Raw genomic sequence first — 21,614 nt, 5'->3', positions numbered from 1 at the left:
TCAAATACTTATATTCCAGGAGCTCATTGCTTATCTCAATTGCGCATTCAGTCTCTTAACTGCCCCTTTAAAAATTGATGTAAATCAATAAATGATTAATCATACCTTGAAAAAAAACACATCCAGAGAAGCGGTCAGGTACATTATCGTTGGCCTGGCAAATACAGCAATTACGGCAGTTGCTATATTTGGCCTGATGCAGGCCGGCGTGGGAGTCTACCCTTCAAACGCAACAGGATATGTCGTTGGCATTATTTTCAGTTTTGTTATGAATGCGAAGTTCACTTTCTCAAAGACATTGAGCCCCCTGAGGTTTATCAAATTCGTATCCACATGCGCTTTTTGTTATATTTTAAATTTAATAGCAATAAAAGTTTTTTTCATCGTCATACCTAATGCTATCTATACAGCACAAGTTGTAGGTATGATTATTTACACTACAGCTGGTTTTATTCTAAACAAATACTGGTCAATGAAATGAAAGAAATTAATATAAACAACGCGAGGAGTCAAATACCTTCGTTAGCAATCGTTGTTCCTTGTTATAATGAAAAAGACGCCTTCCCATACTGTCTGGAGGGGCTCACCACTGTATTAAAAAACCTCCTGGCAAAAGAAAAAATCGCTCGAAATAGTTATATCCTCTTTGTCGATGATGGCAGTAAAGACAACACCTGGGAACAAATCAAATCCACATCACAGGAAAAGTCATTCATCCGCGGCCTGAAATTATCAAGGAACCGGGGCCATCAGATAGCCCTGCTGGCGGGGTTGGCAAACGCGGATACGGACGTTACCGTAAGTATCGATGCAGACTTACAGGATGATATAGGTTGCATTGAGAAAATGATAGACAAATATAATGAAGGGTTTGAGATTGTTTATGGCGTACGCGACAACAGGAGTAGTGACTCAGTATTCAAAAGGGCAACAGCCAATAAATTCTATTCTCTGATGTCAGGGCTCGGTGTCAATCAGGTTCCTAACCATGCGGACTTTAGGCTTCTTAGCCGTACCGCACTGACAGCATTAAAGGATTTTAAAGAACAAAATTTATATTTAAGAGGGCTAATTCCGCTGTTGGGTTATAAGTCTAGCAGTGTTTATTATAGCAGAGATGAAAGGGTTGCAGGCGAATCAAAATACCCCTTGAAAAAGATGGTAGCACTGGCGTTAGAAGGAATAACATCTCTGACAATTACCCCGTTACGTATGATCGCCGCCGCTGGGGTTATCACATGCCTTCTATCTTCACTAGCTGCAATCTATGCCTTCATTGAGAAGATTTTGGGAAATACCGTTGCGGGTTGGACATCTGTAATGATTGCGATTTTCTTCCTTGGCGGTGTCCAGATGCTTTCTTTGGGGATAATTGGCGAATACGTTGGGAAAATATATATGGAATCCAAAAATCGGCCAAAATATTTTATCGAAGAGGTAGCAAAGCACGAAATGAGAGGCGAGCAATGAACACTGAGGACGAACGGATGTCTCCTTGCACTAAAAAAGTTATTGCCATGCTTTACCTTGCAGCAATTTTCTTAGTTTATAGCCCAACTATTATATTTAGTTACGCATTTTCAGACGATTGGTCGACACTATCCGATGTTTTTTCAGGGAAAGGTTCTCCGTTTCAATGGGATATGCAATCCGGCAGACCCTTGTATGCCGTTGCCAGGCGACTTGGCTTTACGCTAGTTCACAATATCAATGACCTTGCCTATCTTAGATTTTTTACCATAATAACGGTATTTGCGCTTTGCTTTTTCCTCTTTTTATTTATAGAAAAAAGAAACATATTCGAGCGTAACATCACAACAATTACCCTCCCTTTATTAATAGGCCTGACGCCGGCAATACAGGTATATAGTGCATGGGCGACATGCTTCCCGTTTGTACTCTCTATACTCCTTGCCGGAACAAGTTACGCTACATTAAAACCCGTAAACAAGAACACGACAATTATAAGATTTGCAGCATCCATCATTATTCTATGGTTTGCATTTGCTATATATCAACCAACGGCGATGGCATTTTTATTTTTCGTCATGCTTGATAACTGCCTGAAAAAAGACAAGCCATTTTCCATGAATATTGTTTTAATCAGTGGCGCTGTTTTATTTATCGGCATGCTTGGCAGTCTGCTGTTTTCAAAATTTGTACCTGTATGGTTATATGGCAGTTCAATTGCACGTGCCGAGTTAACTAATAATCCACTTGAGAAATTACAATGGTTTATAAAAGAACCATTGATTAACGCCATCAACAACTTTAATATAACCCCAGGCCCCTTATTCACAACTCTCTCATTAATAATTTGCGCAATAGGTTTACTTTCAATAATAAAAGGCAAATCAGGGCCTATGAAAGTTCTCATGTTCATTATCATGGGGATTGGTGCCTACTCTCCAAACTTACTAGTCAAGGAAAACTGGGCTGCATATAGGTCGCTGATAGCACTGGAATTTTTCATATGCGCTCTTATAATTATTGGTGTAGATGCCTTGACAAGCAAACTCAATATAGCAAAAAAAGCGCTACCCATATTGACGGTATTCGCGATGATCGCTGCATCATACAATATCTTTAATGGTTTCATTATCCCACAAAAATCGGAGTTAAACGCATTAGCAAGCGCGCTTTCCTACAAGGTGGGAAAAACATTTACGGGGGATGTTCTTTTTGACATTCAAGACCCCGCCTATAATGCCTTTACTAAAACACAACGTTATGACGAGTTTGGCAATATTTCCCTTGCGGCCCCCTGGGCTATCAAGGGGATGGCGGAGCAAATCTTAATGAGCAAGTCAATGCATTTCAGGCTTCCAGAAAATGTTATTCTGACGGCAAAGGAGCAATGCACCACTGATTGCATCATTATAAAAACGGGCGATGCCATGAGGAGTTCAACCACTCACTATTGAAACTTTTCATCATTCCCGTATACAGGCACATGATCCCGCGCCAGATCCGCGCGGGATAGTTTTTATCAAGGCAGCTCCGGCCAGGGTCATAAGTTTCTCTATCGCCTCATAGCGCTCACTCGACAACAAACCATGCTTTTACTGCTTTCCTGAGTTCGCTCCTTTTCATCCATCATCCATTCTCTTTAAGATACTCTTACAGAATCCGTGTGTAGCAAGGGCAGTTAACTGCTTTGTTATCAGGGATGCGCAACGGGCTAAGTTATTGTTAAGAGTGTGAGCTTGTGAGCTAAAGAGGATAAAAGTGGATGCCCAACAAGAGGCAACATGGTAAAAAAGACAGCGTTAGAGGCGAGAAAACAGAGCGATAGAAAGAAATTTTAATGCAGGGATTCATGCAGGGCAAAATCAAAAGCGCTTTGCGACTGATTGATTTTGTTGAAAAGTGGCGGAGAGAGGGGGATTTGAACCCCCGGTAGAGTTGCCCCTACTCCGGTTTTCGAGACCGGTCCGTTCAGCCGCTCCGGCATCTCTCCGCTGTTGAGGTTGCTATAATGCCAGGTTCTTTGGCATTTTAATAGTTCCTGTCTCTTTAATTCAGTTCAAGTGACGACTTTGCGAGCAATATGATATTTAAATGGCCCTGGAAAGCAGATGAAGAGTCCGGCAACGCGGAAATCCCCTGGGAAAAGGCGCTTGCCATTCCCGTATTAGCCAACCTCTCCGAACATGAGCAGCAGCAGCTGGTGCAGATGGCTTCCCGCTTTTTGCAACAAAAGCGTCTGGTTGCCTTACAGGGGCTCGAGCTTACTCCCCTGCACAGCGCTCGTATCGCGCTACTGTTTTGCCTGCCGGTTCTCGAGCTGGGTATCGAATGGTTAGATGGTTTTCACGAAGTGCTTATCTACCCTGCCCCGTTCGTCGTCGATGACGAATGGGAAGATGATATCGGCCTGGTGCATAACCAGCGAATCGTACAATCAGGTCAAAGCTGGCAGCAGGGGCCGATTGTTCTCAACTGGCTGGATATTCAGGACTCCTTCGATGCGTCCGGTTTCAATCTGATAGTCCATGAAGTGGCGCATAAGCTGGATACCCGCAATGGCGATCGCGCAAGCGGCGTACCCTTCATCCCCCTGCGCGAGGTGGCGGGCTGGGAACACGATCTCCATGCCGCTATGAACAATATTCAGGATGAGATAGACCTGGTCGGTGAAAGCGCCGCGAGTATCGATGCGTATGCGGCCACCGACCCTGCCGAATGTTTCGCCGTGCTCTCTGAATATTTCTTCAGCGCGCCAGAGCTATTTGCTCCCCGCTTTCCCGCGCTTTGGCAGCGTTTCTGCCTTTTTTATCGTCAGGATCCGCTGAAGAGATTACGTGAGAATAGCCCGCCAGATGATAGCGATAACCCGGTAGTACACTAAAACAACGACCTGCGCTAAATTTAGCCATTTGAATCAGCAAGTTAAATTTGGTGTTGACACAAAAATACGAGACCAGTAGTATTCGCCTCGTTCACACGATTCCTCTGTAGTTCAGTCGGTAGAACGGCGGACTGTTAATCCGTATGTCACTGGTTCGAGTCCAGTCAGAGGAGCCAAATTTGAAAAGCCTGCTTTTGAAGCAGGCTTTTTTTATTTTCATTTCCTCCTCCACAGCGGAAGAATTTTGGGATCAAGTGGGTTCGATGACGGAGTACCCCAAATGTCCCTTAACGCCTCAAAAACAGAAAGTGAGTACCATTACAAAACTCTTCTAAGACAGTCTTACCGCCACTCGCTCATACTGGTCAAACCCGCCTCATGGTTTCATAACGATGCGGCCAAGCGATTTCGCTGTCTCAGCGAATTTATGGGCCGCGGCAGCGTTAGCCTGGGGGAAGATGCGGTCAATGACAACCCTGATGCGCCCTGCAGCTACAGCCTGCAACATGTCGTCCACACGTGTCCGAACTCCGTGCCTTTCAAAAAGGGGTCCTATGAATACCCCCATGAGTGTCTGGTTAGACTGCATTGGCGACCACAGATCGACAGTCAGACTGCCCGCGGCCGCTTAGCCGACGACCCATGAAGGACAAGGAGGCGGCGTTGAACGGCGGTTGATCAGATCCCCCCTTCAATTGAGATAGCCTCGACAGAAATCAGAACGTCGTCAGGTTCCGCGACCGGATCGGGAATATCGACATATTTCAGGACGCCGGGAGCGCCTGCACGTCATAACCCGCTGCTTTCACAAGTATTCCTCCGTCTCTCTGACCGCTCGGCAGTCACCACCATCGCCCGCTGCCACACGGCTCCGTAACGCTTAGGGCAGCCTGGCAATCACCTTAATCTCAAACTTGAATCCATACAGCCACGTCACGCCGATCCCGGTCAACGTAGGGTAAGGCGCTTCCCCCCAATATTCTGGCAGGATACTCCAGATAGCGTCGAGGTTTGTCTCGGGATCGACGACAAAGAGGGTAACGTCAACCACGTCACCAAACGTGCAGCCCGCAGCCGCGAGAACAGCATTAAGATTATTGAATGCCAGCCTGACCTGCGCTTTTAGATCGTGCTCAGGCGAACCATCCTCGCGGCTACCAACCTGCCCCGAAACGAACAAGAAACCGTTAGATTTGATGGCCGGTGAATAGCGATTGCGCTCATAGAGCGCCTGCCGACCAAATGGAAAAACTGCTTCACGTGCTGTCATGTTTGTACCTTTGTAATGGGGCAAAATCAGCCCGGTGAATATAAAGACACTTTACAGGTGCAGGATCGGGTGGATAAACAAGCGACTTTGTCCATCATTGTTTGTAATATCCAAACAATCGGTGAAAATGAGGACCAGGAATGGATCGTTTCGATGCGATGCGCGCCTTTGCTCGCGTGGTGGAGGCAGGTAGCTTCACAAAGGCTGCCCAAACGCTTCATATGAGCAAAACCACGGTGACGCAACTCATTCAGCAGCTAGAAGCGCGCCTGCGCGTCAAATTGCTCCATCGCACCACCCGCAGGCTCGGTGTGACTCCCGATGGCGCGATCTACTACGAGCGCGTCATTCGCCTGTTGGCGGACATGGAAGATGCTGAGAACAGCCTGTCCAGTGCGGCGATGACGCCCAGGGGACGGCTACGGGTGGATGTGCCCAGTCCACTGGCCCGCCTCATCCTGGTGCCGGCGCTACCGGTTTTCCACGCACGTTACCCTGATATCCAGTTCGACATGGGCGTGAGCGACCGGGTGGTGGATCTGATCGGCGACAACGTGGATTGCGTCCTGCGCGGTGGCGAAATCAACGACCAGTCCCTGATCGCACGCCATGTCGGCGATTTGCAAATCGGCGTCTACGTCGCCCCCAGTTACGTGAAACGCCTTGGCGCCCCTGCGCACCCGCGAGAGCTGGAAAACACCGACCATCGCATAGTGGGATTCTTATCCTCACGCACCAGCAAGATTGATCCTCTGGTATTGCGCAGTGAGAGTGAACATATTGAAATCACGGGCAGTTATGTACTTGCCGTGGATGACGGCAATGCTTACCTCGAAGCTGGCTTAGCCGGGTTAGGTGTGATTGCGCTGCCGGTCTATATGGCGGCAGCGCATCAGGCTGCTGGCTCTTTGATTCCGTTATTTACACAATGGCGTATCAGTCCAATGCCTCTGCACCTGGCGTTTCCGCCGAACCGCCATGTCAACGCCAAACTGCGCGTTTTTATTGATTGGATCGTTGAATTGATGCAGCAGCATGTCCCCAATTCCAACTATAAGTAACGACATCCCAGCCCCCTGATTCTCTCATCAGCGTCGATTGGCGATCATTCTGATGGTCTTGACAGAGGGAATGCTGATTTAGCGTATTTATTTGCCGGTTACTGGCAACGTCGACCCCGGTCAGTTTAAGAAGCCCGCAACCATAGCGCTGCCGACATCACTCCCTGCGGTGCCAACGCAGCGCGTCAACCACCAGCGTAAACGCCGCCGGAAGATGCTGTCGGCCCGGGTAATACAGGTAATATCCCGGAAAATTAGGACACCACTCGGCGAGCAGCGGCACCAGTGCTTGCGTGGCAATATGTTGCGCCGCTAAGTCGCGGGGAACATAGGCAATCCCTGCCCCGTCCAGCGCGGCCTGCATCATCAGAAAGGTATTGTTGAACACGGTTTGTCCTTCGACACGAACGCTGGTTTTCTGGTCCCCCTTTTCGAACTCCCAGGCGTACAGCGCGCCGTGGGTGGGCAAACGCAAATTAATGCAGTTATGCGCCATCAGATCCTCAGGACGTTTTACCGTCGCCCTGCCGGAGAGATAGCCGGGGGCGGCGACCACCGCCATCTGCACATCGGGCGTTATGCGCACCGCAATCATATCCTTATCCACCTGATCGCCCATACGCACGCCGGCATCAAAGCGTTGGGCGGCAATATCGGTGAGTTCATACCCGACGCTGAATTCGATATTGATATCCGGATGTTGATTTAACAAGGGCCGCAGGCGAGGCCAGAGCACGGTGACGATGGCGTGATCGTTCGCGGTAATACGCACCGTTCCGGCGGGTTTATCTCGTGAAGCGCGCAGTGAAGCCAGTTCACTCTCAATTTCATTCAGCCGCGGCGCAAGCACCGCAAGCAGGCGGGTCCCGGCATCGGTGGGCGAAACGCTGCGCGTGGTGCGGATTAATAACCTCACCCCGAGGCGCTCTTCCAGCCCGAGCAGCGTATGGCTCAGCGCTGAACGGGATACGCCCAGGATGGCTGCGGCCCGGGTGAAGCTTCGCTCCTGGGCCACCGTGGCAAAGGCCTGCAAATCGTTAAGTTTTTCTTTGCTCATCATTGGTGAATTATGTGCACCAGTGTATTCATATTTGAGCATCTTATCATTTAATCGAACCTTCTCTACACTTTGTTCCGAGAGCCGTAATGGCTAGCTTGAAGCCCGAAACTGAACTGTGGAGACACCATGAACCAACAATTTGACGGTAACGGTATCTTCCCCAAGGGGAAGAAAAACGAGGCTTATGCGCAGTATTTTCAGGGCACCAGCTACCTGAATATGCTCTCCACGGAAGGCGTCAATATCGGCAATGTGGTGTTTGAGCCCGGCTGTCGAAACCACTGGCATATCCACCATAAAGGCGGACAAATCCTGCTGGTAACCGGCGGACGCGGCTGGTATCAGGAGTGGAATCAACCGGCGCGTGAGCTTACCGCCGGGGATGTGGTGAATATTCCTGCGGGGGTCAAACACTGGCACGGTGCGGCCGCCGATAGCTGGTTTGCGCATCTTGCCGTTGCCGTCCCTGCAGAAGGGGCGTCTAACGAATGGCTGGAGCCGGTCGCCGACGAAGCGTACCGTCTGCTACCTTAAGCAGCGCGCTTTGCAACGAGGCGTTAAACATCTCCCCGTGAGACAGCCCGGGATAAGGCCACCAGTTGACCGCCACGCCCTTTTTCTTAAGCAGAGAAACCGTCTGCAGGACGTTGCCCCGGGTCTCTTCTGCCCCTGCGGAAGAGACCCGCTGCGTCGCAACCGCCCCTTCCATCAGGTACAGGGACTTCTGGCTAAACGCATCGGCTTTTGCCTCAGCCATCTTATCTAACAGCGAGGCATTGCCTCGTCCCAGGGAAGGACTGGCAGAAAAATAGATCCGGAAGCGGGATGACGCCAGCCAGGAATCAATAATAAATAATCCGCCGTAGGAGTGCCCCCAGATCGCCCGTCGCCGCGGGTCAATCTTCATCCCGCGCTCAACGTTTTCCACGATAGTATTCTGTAATAGCTGGCGAAATGCCTCGCTACCGCCGCTTTTGCGCGAGTCCCACCCGCTATCGGCAGAATTCTCTTTGACGGTCGGCCGGTAGTCATAGGCTCTGGCGTTCTGATCAAAGGGCAATGTCGTTTGATAGCCCACGGCCACAATAACGGGCGGCGTTTTTTGCGTAAGCTGCGCAAGCAGCGAGTCGGACACCCGGTCCATCACCGCGTTGCCGTCCAGAGCGTAGAGAATGGGATACCCCTCTGCTGGCGGCGCCGCGTTCGGTATCGCGGTCCAGACCTTATAATGCCGTTCGCCGTCAAGCGAATCGAAATAAGCAACGTTGAAGTGATAATACGCTGAGCCGCGGTCGGCGATATTCGGCCCTAACGGTCTCATATCCGGTTTGGCGTCAGCGTTAATGCCGTAGAACGCGCAGACCAGCGCGGCGATAAAAATCCGCCCTTTAGGCGGATAAGCAGAATAAAACTTACGGATTAACATCGATTGATTTTTCCAGCACGCCATCATTAATGATAATGATTGCCAATATCAATCTCAATTGCAAGTGAAGGGGAGATTCCCTGGGCGGCGCGTTGCACCTGTCCGGCTATCCAATCATCATCGTACGGGTAGCCAGGAGAGGTGCGCAGCAACGCCTCCGGGTGAGGTTCAGGCCGTGCGCCATCTCCGGGTCAGCGGTTTCTCAACCTCTACAATAAGGAACATGACAAAACCGATAATAAAGGTGATCACCCAGTAGCGGAACGGCAGCGCTTCGGTACCAAACAGCATCTGCATAAACGGCGCGTAGATAATCAGCAGCTGCAGCACCAGCAGCACCCCGCTGACAATCCAGATCCCGCGGTTCGCCAGCAGCCCTTTACTCAATGAGAAGCCATCCGCAACCCGGCAGTTAAGCATATAGAACCACTGGGCGGTGACCAGCGTCTGCAACAGCACCGTGCGAATAAACTCAGGCGAATAGCCGCGCGGCTGCAGCCAGGCCTCAAGCACAAAGGCGCTAACGGCAATCATCGAACCGACAAAAATCACCCGCCAGATAGCAAAGCCGTCCATTACGTGCAGCTTAGGATCGCGCGGCGGACGGCGCATGATGTTCTTCTCACCGGCTTCAAACGCCAGGCCAAACGACAGCGTGGCGGAGGTCGCCATGTTCATCCACAGGATCAGCACCGGCGTCAGCGGTATTAAATTCCCCGCCAGCAGCGCGATAATAATTAACAGCCCCTGCGCCAGGTTAGTCGGCATGATAAACAGGATGGTTTTCTTCAGGTTATCGTAGACCCGGCGCCCTTCTCTGACGGCGCTGGCAATGGTGGCGAAGTTATCATCGGTGAGCACCATATCAGCGGCCTCCTTGGTCACTTCGGTACCCTTAATCCCCATGGCGATCCCGACATCGGCCTGCTTCAGCGCCGGGGCGTCGTTCACGCCATCGCCGGTCATCCCGACCACCTCTTTCCTGCTTTGCAGCGCCTGGACCAGGCGGAATTTATCTTCCGGGCTGGTACGCGCGAAAATATCAAATTTCTGCGCCGCTTCGCTAAGCTGAATATCGTCCATCACCTCCAGCTCGCGCCCGGTAATGGCGTTTTCCGCATTGCCGATCCCCAGCATCTTGCCGATACTCATGGCGGTTTGCGGGTGGTCGCCGGTGATCATCTTCACGCGGATCCCGGCCTGCAGGCAGTCGCCGATCGCCGTAATCGCCTCCGGTCGCGGCGGATCCATCATCCCGGCGATCCCCAGCAGAATGACGCCCTGCTGCAAATCCTGATGGCCAAGCTCCGTTTGCCCGTCGGCTGCCGGTTTCCACGCCGCCGCCACCATCCGCAGCCCTTCCCGCGCGTACTCTTCGATTTTCGCTTCCCAGTAAGGCTGGTCGAGCGGCTCCAGGCCATGATCGGTTTGCTGATGCTGGCACAGGCGAAACAGGACATCGGGCGCGCCGGTAATCAAAATCATCTCTTCATCGCCGATGCGGTACAGCGTCGACATATATTTGTACTGTGAATCGAAAGGTATTTTACTGCGCAGCTCGGTGTTGACCGCCGGGAGCGGGACTTTCGCCGCCAGCACCTTCAGAGCCCCTTCGGTCGGGCCGCCGGTAATTTTCCACAGCCCGCTTTCATCTTTGATAAGCTGGCTGTCATTACACAGGTCGATGGTGCGCAGATAGCGTTCCAGCAGCGTGCCCGGCGCAACGGTTATCGGGGCGGGTTCATCGATCGGATGAATATTCCCTACCGGCTCGTAGCTGTCGCCTTCCACCCGATAAACCTTATCGGCGGTGATAACGGCCTTGACCGTCATCTCGTTCATGGTCAGCGTCCCGGTTTTATCCGAGCAGATCACCGTCATCGCGCCGAGGGTTTCCACGGTCGGCAGCTTGCGGATAATCGCCTTCTGCCGGGCCATGGTTTGTACGCCGAGCGAGAGGATAATCGAGATAATCGCCGGTAGCCCTTCCGGCACCGACGCCACCGCGAGGCTAATCAACGACAGCATCAGTTCAGAAACCGGCATATCGCGGAACAGCAGGCTGAAGACAAATAACGCGGCCATCATCACCAGAATGATGATAAAGATGGCTTTACCGAGCTTATCCATCTGCACCAGCAGCGGCGTACGGTGCTTTTCGATATCCGACATCATCTGGTTAATGTGGCCCAGCTCGGTATCGCCGCCGGTCGCCACCACCAGGCCTTTTCCGCCGCCCGAACTCACCGTAGTGCCGGAAAACAGCAGGTTCGTCCGATCGCCAAGCGGCAGTTCACCGCTGAGCGCCTCGGTGCTTTTCTCCACCACCGTCGATTCACCGGTCAGAATCGCCTCTTCCACCCGCAGATTATGCGCTTCGATCACCCGCAGGTCGGCGGGAATACGATCGCCTGCGCGGATCACCACGATATCGCCGGGAACCAGAGCGGTGGTCGGAATCGTTTCATGATTACCCTGACGAATCACCACTGCCTCGCTGGAGAGCATATTGCGAATGCTCTGGAGCGATTTTTCCGCGTTGCTCTCCTGGATATGGCCGATCAGCGCGTTAATCACCGCCACGCCCAGAATTACCAGGGTATCTACCCAGTGGCCCATGACCGCCGTCAGCAGCGCCGCCGCCAGCAGGACGTAAATCAACACATCATTAAAATGCGCCAGAAAGCGCAGCCACGCCGGCTTTCCGGCTTTTTGCGGCAGCGCATTTTCACCATATTGCTGCAAGCGCGCCGATGCCTCGGCGCCGCTGATGCCTTCCGGGGTGCTGTTGGTGCTGGTCAGCGTTTCTTCTACGGAGAGCTGATAAAACGGGCCGCCCGGTTTTTCTGTACTCATAGTTATCTCCTCACTCCTGTAACGGAAATCAGGACAGCCTCAGGCCACCCTCAACGCACCACAAAAACCGGAACATGGGCATAACGAACAATACCTGCCGCCTCCGACCCCAGCAGATGGGTCTGAATATTGGGATTGCGCGAACCGACGATCACCACATCCGCCTTCAGCTCATCGGCCAGTTTGGTCACTTCATCGCGAATGTTGCCGCTGCGTATGTGAATCTGGATTTCGTTTTCCGCCAGCGAGAGTTTTTTACTGAGCTCGTCCAGCTTTTCTTTAGATGTATTAACCAGATAGTCTTCCATTTTCCGTGCATCGGAAATAAAACCGCGCGTCAGCACCGGGGAAAAAGCGGGAATGACGTGCAGGAGATGAATCTTTCCGGCAGAGCTTTGCGCAAGGAATCGGGCATGGGATAAGGCCTTGTCGGCAAGACCGATTTCAAACACATCAACCGGCACGAGGATATTTTTATACATAGAGACAATCCTTTTATTACCTATAAAAAAAGGTGGTGAAAACAGCCCAGGCAATGGTGCTGAGGAAGCAATCTCAAGAACAAAATCTGTTAGACGCGTGGCTATAATTAAACGTAGCACACCACGGTTAACATTATTAAGCAGCCAATTAATATATTGAAAAATATCACAGAGCCAGGCACAGCCAGACAATTCGACTGCAAACCCGGTAAAATCGTCGACATCACCATAATTTTCGCTCTTTTTAACATTTCCGTTTTACTACGACTATCCTCATTATCAGTGGCTTGCTCGCTTTCTGGCGCCCCACAACAATTATTAAGATAAGAATTTACTTAGCCAGCTATTTAAGCTAAAGGAGGAACGATGTTCGGTTACAGTCTGTTTCGCCTGAGCCTGTTTATTGCCCTGGCAATAATCGCCTGTACGGCTACCGGGTTAATTACCTATTTCGTTGTCTCGGCACTCGCTGAATAAAATCAGCGATTGTGAACAATATGTAAAACATAGCCTTTAACTCCGAGGGGAATACAGTGAATCGTTATTTTTCTCTCATTCCGCTTGTTATTTTAATAACAACGGCTTGCGATCGGAAAGCACCTCAAATTACCCCGCTGCCGCGGATGGTCAAAGTCGCCGAGGTGGTTGCCATCGGTGATTCACAGCAGCGCGTATTCCCCGCCCGCATTGAGTCCGGGGATTCCACCGATTTATCTTTTAAACGCGGCGGGCAGATTGAATCGCTTGATGTACGTCAGGGGGCCGCTATTACTCAGGGGCAGCCCCTTGCCCGCCTCAGCGCACGGGAAGCGCAGCAGCGCGTGAATGAACGGCAGACTGCCGCCACCCTCGCCCAGCGGCAGTTCGATCGTTTCCAGACGCTGGCCGGTCGCCAGGCGATTTCAAAGGCGGAAATGGATATCCAGCGGGCCAACCGCGACGCGGCCAACGCCGCGCTGAAAATCGCCCGCGAAGAGCTGTCGCAAATGACGTTGACCGCCCCGTTCAGCGGCGTTGCCGCTTACGTCCCGGTACGTAACCATCAGGTGGTTGCCGCCGGGCAGCCGATTGTGACCCTGACGCGAACCGATCTGCTCGACGTGGTGTTTAGCGTTCCGGAAAATCTCTTTACCGCGCTCGATATTCGCAACGCGCAGTATCGTCCGGTCGTCAAAATTAACGCCATGCCGGACCGCCAGTTTACCGCCGAATATAAAGAGCACACCGGCAGCAGCGACAGCAGCACGCTCACCTGGCAAATCATCCTGACCATGCCGCGACCGGCCGACTTTCCAGCGGTGGGAGGCGTGAGCGGAACGGTGACAATCAACCTGGCGAACCTGCCCGCCAGCGCCGGTAAAAATGCGGTGGTGGTGCCGGTCGAAGCGGTGTTTAACCCGGATAATCGCCCGCGCAATGACCCCCACGTCTGGGTCGTTCAGGGCAGCGGCGACCAGCTTAAGCTGGAAGAGAGACAAGTCGGCGTTGGTCAGGTCACCACTCAGGGCGTGGTGATCACCGAAGGGCTCAGCGTCGGCGAGCGTGTAGTGGCGGCAGGCGTCAGCGAATTGCATGCGCAACAGCCGGTTCGTATCTGGACGCGTGAACGAGGTTTGTAATGGATATCTCCCGCCAGTTTATTAACAACCCGATCCGCGTCTGGCTGACTATTTTGCTGCTGGGCATCGGGGGGATCTTCGCCCTGCTGAATATTGGCCGTCTGGAAGACCCGGCGTTTACCATCAAAACCGCCGTGGTGATCACCCATTATCCCGGCGCGTCGGCACAGCAGGTTGAAGAAGAAGTCACCCTGCCGCTCGAAAACGCGCTGCAGCAGCTGCCGTATCTCGACAACGTCAGTTCGATCTCCTCCAACGGCCTGTCGCAAATCACCGTCAATATCGCCTCGCACTACCACTCCAGCGAGCTGCCGCAAATCTGGGATGAACTGCGCCGCCGGGTGGGCGACGCCGCCCGTCAATTTCCTCCCGGCGTCGCCTCCCCGTTTGTAAATGATGATTTTGGCGATGTCTTTGGCTTCTTCTTTGCTATCTCCGGCGATAGCTTTACCAATCCTGAACTGGTTCGCTACGCCGAGCAGCTGCGCCGCGAACTGGTGCTGGTTCCCGGCGTCGGCAAAGTCGCCATTGGCGGGGCGATCCCTCAGCAAATCAACATCGATATCTCGCTGGCGAAAATGGCCGCCCGCGGCATCACGCTCAACCAGCTGGCGGCTATCCTCAGCCGGTTGAATGTGGTATCTAACGCCGGCGAGATTAAATCCGGCAGCGAGTCGATCCGCCTGCACCCGACGGGGGAATTTGCCAACCTCGATGAGCTCGGCGACCTGTTAATCAGCCCGCACGGTTCGGGAACGGCGACGCGGCTGCGCGATATCGCCACGCTATCGCGCGGGCTGAGCGAAACGCCCGCCAGCATCTACCATGCCAACGGCCGCCAGGCAGTCACCATGGGGGTATCGTTTATTCCCGGGGTTAACGTGATTGATGTTGGCCGCGCGCTGGAGAGCAAGCTGGAGCAGATGTCGGCGGAAAAACCGGCCGGGATCAGCATTGACCTGTTCTACGATCAGGCGGCGGAAGTCGCTCACTCGGTCAACGGTTTTATCACTAACTTCCTGATGGCGCTGGCGATTGTCGTTGGGGTCCTGCTGATCTTTATGGGCGTGCGCAGCGGCATTATTATCGCCCTGTCGCTGGCGCTCAACGTGCTCGGCACGCTGCTGATCATGTATTTGTGGGGCATCGAGCTGCAGCGCATTTCGCTGGGGGCACTGATTATCGCCCTCAGTATGCTGGTCGATAACGCCATCGTCATCGTCGAAGGGGTGCTGATCGCCCGCCAGCAGGGGTCTACGCTGCTTACGGCGATAAATTATGTGATCCGCCGTTCGGCGCTGCCGCTGCTGGGGGCCACGGTAATTGCCATTCTCGCCTTTGCGCCGATTGGCCTGTCGCAGGACTCGACCGGAGAATACTGTAAATCGCTGTTCCAGGTACTGCTGATTTCGCTCATGCTGAGCTGGTTCTCGGCGCTGACCATTACCCCGGTGCTGATTAAATGGTGGCTATTTAAAAATCAATCGCAGCCGGTAGCGCAGGCCAACGCCAACCCGTACGGCGGGCGCTTTTACCGCCTGTATCAGCAGGCTCTGCAAGCCCTTCTGCTGCGCAAAACCCTCACCCTGACCATCATGGCGGCGCTATTGGCCGCCGCTATCTGGGGGTTCGGATCGGTGCGGCAAAACTTTTTCCCCTCGTCAAATACGCCGATTTTCTTTGTCGATCTCTGGCTCCCGTACGGTACCGATATCGCGACCACCGAAAAGATGACCAGCGATATTGAGACCACCATTAACGGCCAGCCCGGGGTGGTCACCACCGTGGCCACCGTCGGTCAGGGCAGCATGCGGTTTATCCTCACCTACAGCGGTCAGCGGCAGTACAGCAACTATGCGCAGATCATGGTGCGTATGGACGACCAGCGCAATATTAACGCACTGACGCAGCATGTTGATCGCTATATTGCGCGCAACTACCCGCAGGTCAACGCCAGCACGAAACGCGTGATGTTCGGCCCTTCCGGCGACAGCGCCATTGAGGTGCGGATTAAAGGTCCGGACCCAGACCGCCTGCGCCTGCTCGCCAGCCAGGTTGGCGATATTCTCTCCGCAGATCCGGCTACCGATGGCGTGCGGAACGACTGGCAAAACCGCAGCAAAGTTATCCGCCCGCAGTACTCCACCGCGCTTGGCCGCGAGCTGGGGGTAGATAAACAGGATATTGATAACGCGCTTGAGATGAACTTCTCCGGCAGCCGCGCGGGCTTGTACCGCGAGGGAGCCGACCTGCTGCCGGTGGTCGTCCGCCCCCCGGCCGCTGAGCGCCAGGACGCGAATCACCTGAATAACGTGCTGGTCTGGAGCCAGAGCCGCCAGCAGTATATTCCGCTCAGTAACGTGGTCAGCGGCTTTCACCTCGAATGGGAAGATCCGCTAATCCTGCGCCGCGACCGCAGCCGCGTGCTGACGGTGCAGACCGATCCCGATCCGCTGAGTAACCAGACGTCGGGGGATATCCTGTCCCGCGTGAAGCCGCAGATTGATGCGATCGCGTTGCCGCACGGCTACAGTATCGAGTGGGGCGGCGATGCGGAGAACTCCAGCGAGGCGCAGCAGGGTCTGTTCACTACCCTGCCGCTGGGCTACCTGGTGATGTTTGTGATTACCGTGCTGATGTTCAGTTCGCTGAAAAACGCGGTGGCTATCTGGCTGACCGTACCGCTGGCGCTGATTGGCGTAACGCCAGGCTTCTTGCTTACCGGCATCCCCTTTGGCTTTATGGCGTTAATCGGCTTGCTGAGCCTGAGCGGCATGCTGATCCGTAACGGCATCGTGCTGGTAGAAGAGATTGAACAGCAGAAGCAGGAGAAAGGACAACAGGAGGCCATTATCTATGCCGCCACGTCGCGTCTGCGCCCGATCCTGCTGACGGCGTTTACCACCGTGCTCGGCCTGGCGCCGCTATTACTGGACGTTTTCTTCCAGAGCATGGCGGTTGTTATCATGTTTGGTCTGGGTTTTGCTACTATTCTGACGCTGCTGGTTCTGCCGGTAATCTACGCCTGTTTCCACAATAAGGACATGAAGCGACAACCATGAATAGTACCGGGTTAAATATTATTAAAACGCTGGGATGCATGACGGCGGTGACTTTCTTCACCATTTATAACACCTGGGATAGCTATGATTATGACTATCACTGGATCCTCGGGTTTTTGACGTTTATTTCGACTATCGCCACGCCGCTGTTTTTTGTGGTGGCGGGCTATCTGGATTCGCAGTCTCGCCACGATTCACAATGGCAGTTGGGCAAAATCAAGAGCGTGGTAATCGTCTTTCTGTTCTGGATGACGGTGTACTATCTCTGGGAGCCCTACCAGCGCGGCTATCTTATCCAGCCATGGTTTGTGTTTGCGTTTATCGTCATTTACACCTTTCACCCGGTTATCGAGTGGCTCAGCCAAAGGCGCACAGCGTTCTTTGCCACGGTGTTCTCCCTGCTGCTGCTCTCGTATGGTTACGATCTTCTCTCCGCGCTGTATCCTGATATTCATGCGCTAAGCCTGGCGCCGCAGTACCGCCTGTGGACCTGGCTGCTATTTTATCTGACCGGTCAGCTGTTCAGCGACCCGCTGGTCGCCGACTGGCTCAGGCGTGAAAAAGTGGTCAAAGGCGCGATGATCGCCATTCCGTTTATTTATCTTTTCACCTGGTTTTACGAGCGGCATTTCTTTTTCGCCCTGTTTAAGGCCGACAGAAATGCGTTCATTCTGACCGGTTCACAAATTTATATTCTGGTTGTTGCGCTGGTTATTGCGGCCAACGGCGTGCGTTTTCGTAAAAACAGCGAGTTTAAAGAGACCCTTCTCGCCACCATTAGCAAAACGATGACCGGCGTTTATATTCTCCACTACTCCGTTTTTCACCTGCTCACCGCATTTATCCCGATTAACTCGCTGGGGACAAAGTTAATGCTGATTGTCCTCACGTTTATTACTTCGGTGCTGATTTCGATGCTGGCGCTGTCCAATTCGCTAATCAAAAAAGTGATTACGATTTGACGATCTGTGATTCCTGGCCGCGTGGACGCCGCCTTACCGGGCCCGGGGAAAGGATTCAGGTTCTGGTTGGGGCTCATTTTGTCGGTCGGGTAAGGCGCCAGCCGCCGCCCGCGCATGGCTAAAAACCGTAGCGTAGCCACGCGAACAGCACGTTACCGTTGTTATAGGTGCCGGGAATATAGGTGAACTGCACGCTCAGACGACGATAGCTGGCGGAGAAAAGCGGCAAAATAATCGGCAGCGGCACGTAGTTGGCGAAGTCATCGCGGGCGGTGATGCCGGCGGTGACGCCAAGGCCAAGGCGAAAATCGCGGCGACTATCAAGATACCAGCCCTTCTCCCAGCCGTAGCCGATAATCGGCTGCCACTCGTTGTGCGAATCCTTGAACATCATGGCATAGAGCGAACTCCAGTTCCCCTCCTGGTTATATCTGGACACGCCAAATCCTCCGCCCCACGGCATTTCATTATAGTTATCGGTCTTTTCTTTATCGTACATAAAGCGGTTGTGCCAGCTGAGAAACGGCAGATAAAGGTCGTAGTTTTGCGGCTCATTCCAGGTCTGCGAGACATCGTTTTTTAGCCAGTTCCACCAGCCGCTGACGCGCTGCTCGCCGTATATTTTAGTTTCAGCCTGTACTGAAAAGGTGAAAATAAACACAATTCCCCACGCTACCCGCAGACAACGTTGCATAGTTTTATCCTTAAAGAAAGTCGCCCGGTGTTCATTCAGTTTGGGAACAAAAAACAGGCTTTGCAAATATCGACAGACAAATTTTCTGCACCGGCCAGGGGCTAATTGCAAGTCCAGTTAAGCGCCCATTTCAGGACAGTGAGAACCGCCACGGCGATTTCAATTCCTTGCCGCTGGGATTATGATGGCGCTAATTATCCTTTCTGTCCGTAGTGATTGAGAAATAGATGGACTTCATCAGCATTATTATGTCGGCGGGGAAAACGTCCGTCGATGTGGCGCTTTATACGCTGTTGCCAATCATGGTCGTCATGCTCATCGTGATGAAATATCTCGAGGTACGCGGGGTACTGGACGTTATCGTTCGCTGGCTCGCCCCGCTGCTTAAGCCGTTCGGCTTAACCGGGATGAGCGCGTTTGCCCTGATTCAGATGAATTTTGTCAGCTTCGCCGCCCCGCTTGCGACCCTCGCGATTATGGATAAACGCGGCGCTTCGGACCGGCAGATGGCCGCCACGCTGGCGATGCTTTTCGCCATGGGTCAAGGCAACGTGTTTTATCCGTTAACGCCCTTCGGCCTGCACTGGCTGGCCTCTATCGTTATCTCGATTGTCGGCGGACTGTGCGCCGCCGCGGTCACCTGGCATATCACCGGCCGCAGGCTGTCAATGGTTGAAAACGCGCGGGCCGAAGCGCTGCCTGAGGCCGAACAAAATAGCCAGGGCATAATCGCCGTTATCAACAGCGCCGGCGCCGACGCCATTCGCCTGGCCCTCGGCGCGGTGCCCATGCTGATCCTGTCGCTGGCTATCGTCGGTTTTATGCAGGCGGCGGGCCTGATTGAGATGCTCCAGCGCCTGCTGATGCCGCTGCTGCTGTGGCTGAATATCCCGGTTAACTTCGTGCTGCCGGCGCTGGTCAAATGCGTGGCCGGCGGTACGGCCTACTTCGGCGTGGTCTCCGAGCTCGTTCAGCAGGGTAAAGTAACCGTAAGCCAGATCAACGCCTCGGCAGGCCTGTTGGTGCAGACCTTCGACCTCCCCGGCATCGGCATCTTTCTGGGCGTCAGCTCGCGCTTCGTACGCCTGTTCCGCTTCGCCGCGACCGGCGCAATCGCCGGGATCGCCATCCGTACCGTGATGCACCTTACGCTATTCTGACGCCGCCGACTCAGGACGGAGACAGGCAGCGATATCAGCCCGATCGCTACAGGCGATATGATGGTTAATTCTCACCATCATCCACGGGAAAAACGGGTTGGACGTGACGCGCATCAGCGTATCCAGCCCGACGCTCAGCGTAGCGGTTTCTCCGCGCAACGAGATCGTCCCGATGCTGATCCCGTAGCGATTTTTCTCCGCCGGTTCCCGGCCATAGAGCGAATCGCTCAGCGGGAACGGCACCGCCACGTGCGACAGGGAGTACATATCCTGCGGCCAGGCGATATGCAGCGGCGTCACGGTTTCGCTTCGCGTTCCAGCAAGCGTGGTGCGGGCTACCGTCTCATAGGTGTCGGGCGCGGCGTTGGTAATCACCGTGGTGCCGTAGGGCCGCGGCGCCGGCGGCAATAACGTATTGACCGCCGAATAGAGCGACGGGCGGAATAGCGCGCGCAAATTCGCCGCCTGGTTAATATCGAAAATCACCAGTTCGCTACCGTTATCCGGCAGATAGCGATAGAGCGAATCCACCACCGCCCGGGTGCTGACCGTGGAATCCATCACCGACTGGAAAGTTAACACCGGCGCCAGTTCAGAAAGCCGCTTACTCTGTGCTTCCTGCACGATTTGCTGCTGCAGCGCCTGCGACAATAGCCACGACTGCCTTGCCGCCTTCACCGGGAACGAATTGTATTTATAGGGGTTAAATTCCGGCACGATGTTCAGCCACGCCGCGCGGGCGAAGGCCGGAAACACAGAGGGTAAACCGGCCAGCCCGGCGAAACGGGCAAATGCGGTCACGCCAATCATCGGCGACAGCAGGATGACCTGCTGCGGCCGGCGCAGCGATTTATCCTCAAGGCTATCGAGGGCGTACTTCAGCGCCAGCGCCCCGCCGTTGGAGTAACCAACCACGTGCAGCGGCGCGTCATCCCCCGCCAGCCGCGTCGCTTCGCGCACCGCAAGCCGGGTTGTCGCTATCCACTCTTCGCGATCCACCCCGGTGAGCGCGCCGGGGGCGGTCCCATGTCCGGGCAGCCGCGGCGCGACGGCGACAAATCCCTGCTGCTGATAGCGCTGCGCCAGATAATGCACGCTGTAGGGCGAATCCGTCAGGCCGTGGAGCAGCACCGCCGCGCCGCGCGGTTTGCCCTGCGGCAGCAGAATAAAGGAGCGGTTCCAGTCGGGATGAAACTTATCCGGATAGACCAGGCTTTGCGCGTAAAAGCGGTTAATGGCTGTTTTTTCATCGTCGCTCAGCGTGTCGGTAATTTTGCTTTTCATATCGCGAAAGATCGCCGCTTCCCGCGTCTGGTATTCAGCAAAAGTGGCGTGGTCAATCTCGCTGGCGGTCATTTCATTCGCCGTCCAGGTATGCCAGCGGTGCAGCGCCGGGCCGCGCTGCGACTCGTAAATACGGCCAATAAAAAAGACGATCACGACCACCAGCAGCCCAATAATGGCTTTTTTCACCACCGAGACCATTCTTAAGCCCGACTTATTCAGCAGGCGGGTAAAACGCATCATTGCCATATTTCTGTCCGAATTATCTCTTTAGCTGCGAGGGCGTGGGTAATACTCAAAGCGGATCCGATCCTGCGATTCACTTAT

The 21,614-nt window shown here is 53.7% G+C and carries 18 protein-coding genes and 2 tRNA genes; 11 read left to right on the top strand and 9 right to left on the bottom strand.

What is annotated here, in order from left to right:
- The first annotated feature begins 91 nt into the window (after positions 1-91).
- From GUC22_RS09450 to GUC22_RS09440, 3 genes are read left to right on the top strand one after another with little or no spacing between them, the layout of a single operon-like run.
- Complete coding sequence (locus GUC22_RS09450; RefSeq protein WP_024359898.1) at positions 92-481, top strand: GtrA family protein; 390 nt, start codon at positions 92-94, stop codon at positions 479-481.
- The gene (locus GUC22_RS09445; protein WP_032711001.1) at positions 478-1,470 is read left to right on the top strand and encodes a glycosyltransferase family 2 protein; all 993 of its coding nucleotides are present in this window, start codon (positions 478-480) and stop codon (positions 1,468-1,470) included. The genes GUC22_RS09450 and GUC22_RS09445 overlap by 4 nt, the downstream gene beginning before the upstream one ends.
- Positions 1,467-2,924 carry a glucosyltransferase domain-containing protein gene (locus tag GUC22_RS09440; RefSeq protein WP_024359900.1) on the top strand — a complete coding sequence of 486 codons (1,458 nt, stop codon included), beginning with the start codon at positions 1,467-1,469 and terminating at the stop codon, positions 2,922-2,924. The genes GUC22_RS09445 and GUC22_RS09440 overlap by 4 nt, the downstream gene beginning before the upstream one ends.
- A 446-nt stretch (positions 2,925-3,370) precedes the next feature.
- On the opposite strand, the gene GUC22_RS09435 is transcribed toward GUC22_RS09440, so the two are convergent.
- A tRNA-Ser gene (locus GUC22_RS09435) sits at positions 3,371-3,460 on the bottom strand.
- Between the two features lie 90 nt (positions 3,461-3,550).
- Here GUC22_RS09435 and mtfA point away from each other — a divergent pair.
- Positions 3,551-4,351, top strand: a complete 801-nt coding sequence (gene mtfA / locus GUC22_RS09430) for a DgsA anti-repressor MtfA (protein ID WP_155553273.1) — start codon at positions 3,551-3,553, stop codon at positions 4,349-4,351.
- 100 nt (positions 4,352-4,451) lie between these two features.
- Positions 4,452-4,527, top strand: a tRNA-Asn gene (locus GUC22_RS09425).
- Between the two features lie 200 nt (positions 4,528-4,727).
- Here GUC22_RS09425 and GUC22_RS27410 read toward each other — a convergent pair.
- Together GUC22_RS27410 and GUC22_RS09415 are read right to left on the bottom strand one after the other, a co-directional pair.
- Complete coding sequence (locus GUC22_RS27410; RefSeq protein WP_224232815.1) at positions 4,728-4,919, bottom strand: zinc-binding dehydrogenase; 192 nt, start codon at positions 4,917-4,919, stop codon at positions 4,728-4,730.
- 312 nt (positions 4,920-5,231) lie between these two features.
- A complete protein-coding gene (locus tag GUC22_RS09415) occupies positions 5,232-5,621 on the bottom strand; it encodes a RidA family protein (RefSeq protein ID WP_154915546.1) in 390 nt (129 codons plus the stop codon).
- Between the two features lie 140 nt (positions 5,622-5,761).
- Between GUC22_RS09415 and GUC22_RS09410 the strand changes: the two genes are divergently transcribed.
- Positions 5,762-6,682 (top strand): LysR family transcriptional regulator, encoded by a 921-nt coding sequence (locus tag GUC22_RS09410; protein ID WP_154933357.1) that lies wholly within the window; start codon positions 5,762-5,764, stop codon positions 6,680-6,682.
- Between the two features lie 157 nt (positions 6,683-6,839).
- On the opposite strand, the gene GUC22_RS09405 is transcribed toward GUC22_RS09410, so the two are convergent.
- Complete coding sequence (locus tag GUC22_RS09405; RefSeq protein ID WP_049131044.1) at positions 6,840-7,742, bottom strand: LysR family transcriptional regulator; 903 nt, start codon at positions 7,740-7,742, stop codon at positions 6,840-6,842.
- A 126-nt stretch (positions 7,743-7,868) separates the two neighbouring features.
- Here GUC22_RS09405 and GUC22_RS09400 point away from each other — a divergent pair, with 126 nt between their 5' ends.
- Positions 7,869-8,276: a cupin domain-containing protein gene (locus GUC22_RS09400; protein ID WP_004136567.1), complete on the top strand. Its 408-nt coding sequence runs from the start codon at positions 7,869-7,871 to the stop codon at positions 8,274-8,276.
- Here the strand turns inward: GUC22_RS09400 and GUC22_RS09395 are convergent.
- From GUC22_RS09395 to GUC22_RS09385, 3 genes are all read right to left on the bottom strand, one after another.
- Entirely contained in the window at positions 8,224-9,168 is a 945-nt protein-coding gene (locus tag GUC22_RS09395) for an alpha/beta hydrolase (protein ID WP_160183493.1), read from the bottom strand. The two genes, GUC22_RS09400 and GUC22_RS09395, sit on opposite strands and share 53 nt — an antisense overlap.
- A 168-nt stretch (positions 9,169-9,336) precedes the next feature.
- The gene (locus GUC22_RS09390) at positions 9,337-12,024 is read right to left on the bottom strand and encodes a cation-transporting P-type ATPase (RefSeq protein ID WP_004136560.1); all 2,688 of its coding nucleotides are present in this window, start codon (positions 12,022-12,024) and stop codon (positions 9,337-9,339) included.
- 50 nt (positions 12,025-12,074) lie between these two features.
- A complete protein-coding gene (locus GUC22_RS09385) occupies positions 12,075-12,506 on the bottom strand; it encodes a universal stress protein (RefSeq protein WP_004136558.1) in 432 nt (143 codons plus the stop codon).
- A 533-nt stretch (positions 12,507-13,039) separates the two neighbouring features.
- On the opposite strand from GUC22_RS09385, the gene GUC22_RS09380 reads away from it, so the two are divergent.
- From GUC22_RS09380 to GUC22_RS09370, 3 genes are read left to right on the top strand one after another with little or no spacing between them, the layout of a single operon-like run.
- The gene (locus GUC22_RS09380; protein WP_024359970.1) at positions 13,040-14,125 is read left to right on the top strand and encodes an efflux RND transporter periplasmic adaptor subunit; all 1,086 of its coding nucleotides are present in this window, start codon (positions 13,040-13,042) and stop codon (positions 14,123-14,125) included.
- Positions 14,125-17,187: an efflux RND transporter permease subunit gene (locus GUC22_RS09375; protein WP_024359971.1), complete on the top strand. Its 3,063-nt coding sequence runs from the start codon at positions 14,125-14,127 to the stop codon at positions 17,185-17,187. The genes GUC22_RS09380 and GUC22_RS09375 overlap by 1 nt, the downstream gene beginning before the upstream one ends.
- Positions 17,188-17,225: 38 nt before the next feature.
- Positions 17,226-18,149 carry an acyltransferase gene (locus tag GUC22_RS09370; protein WP_162685378.1) on the top strand — a complete coding sequence of 308 codons (924 nt, stop codon included), beginning with the start codon at positions 17,226-17,228 and terminating at the stop codon, positions 18,147-18,149.
- Positions 18,150-18,267: 118 nt separating this feature from the next.
- Here the strand turns inward: GUC22_RS09370 and pagP are convergent, their stop codons facing one another.
- Positions 18,268-18,843, bottom strand: a complete 576-nt coding sequence (gene pagP / locus GUC22_RS09365; protein WP_049089254.1) for a lipid IV(A) palmitoyltransferase PagP — start codon at positions 18,841-18,843, stop codon at positions 18,268-18,270.
- A gap of 227 nt (positions 18,844-19,070) precedes the next feature.
- On the opposite strand from pagP, the gene GUC22_RS09360 reads away from it, so the two are divergent.
- Complete coding sequence (locus GUC22_RS09360) at positions 19,071-20,003, top strand: nucleoside recognition domain-containing protein (protein WP_004136550.1); 933 nt, start codon at positions 19,071-19,073, stop codon at positions 20,001-20,003.
- Here the strand turns inward: GUC22_RS09360 and GUC22_RS09355 are convergent.
- Entirely contained in the window at positions 19,995-21,536 is a 1,542-nt protein-coding gene (locus tag GUC22_RS09355) for an alpha/beta hydrolase (RefSeq protein ID WP_049089252.1), read from the bottom strand. The two genes, GUC22_RS09360 and GUC22_RS09355, sit on opposite strands and share 9 nt — an antisense overlap.
- Between the last annotated feature and the right edge of the window lie 78 nt (positions 21,537-21,614).

This window comes from Klebsiella sp. MPUS7 (assembly GCF_009905335.1).
In the GTDB taxonomy this organism is placed as follows: domain Bacteria; phylum Pseudomonadota; class Gammaproteobacteria; order Enterobacterales; family Enterobacteriaceae; genus Klebsiella; species Klebsiella grimontii.
This window is presented reverse-complemented; position numbering and strand designations above follow the sequence as displayed.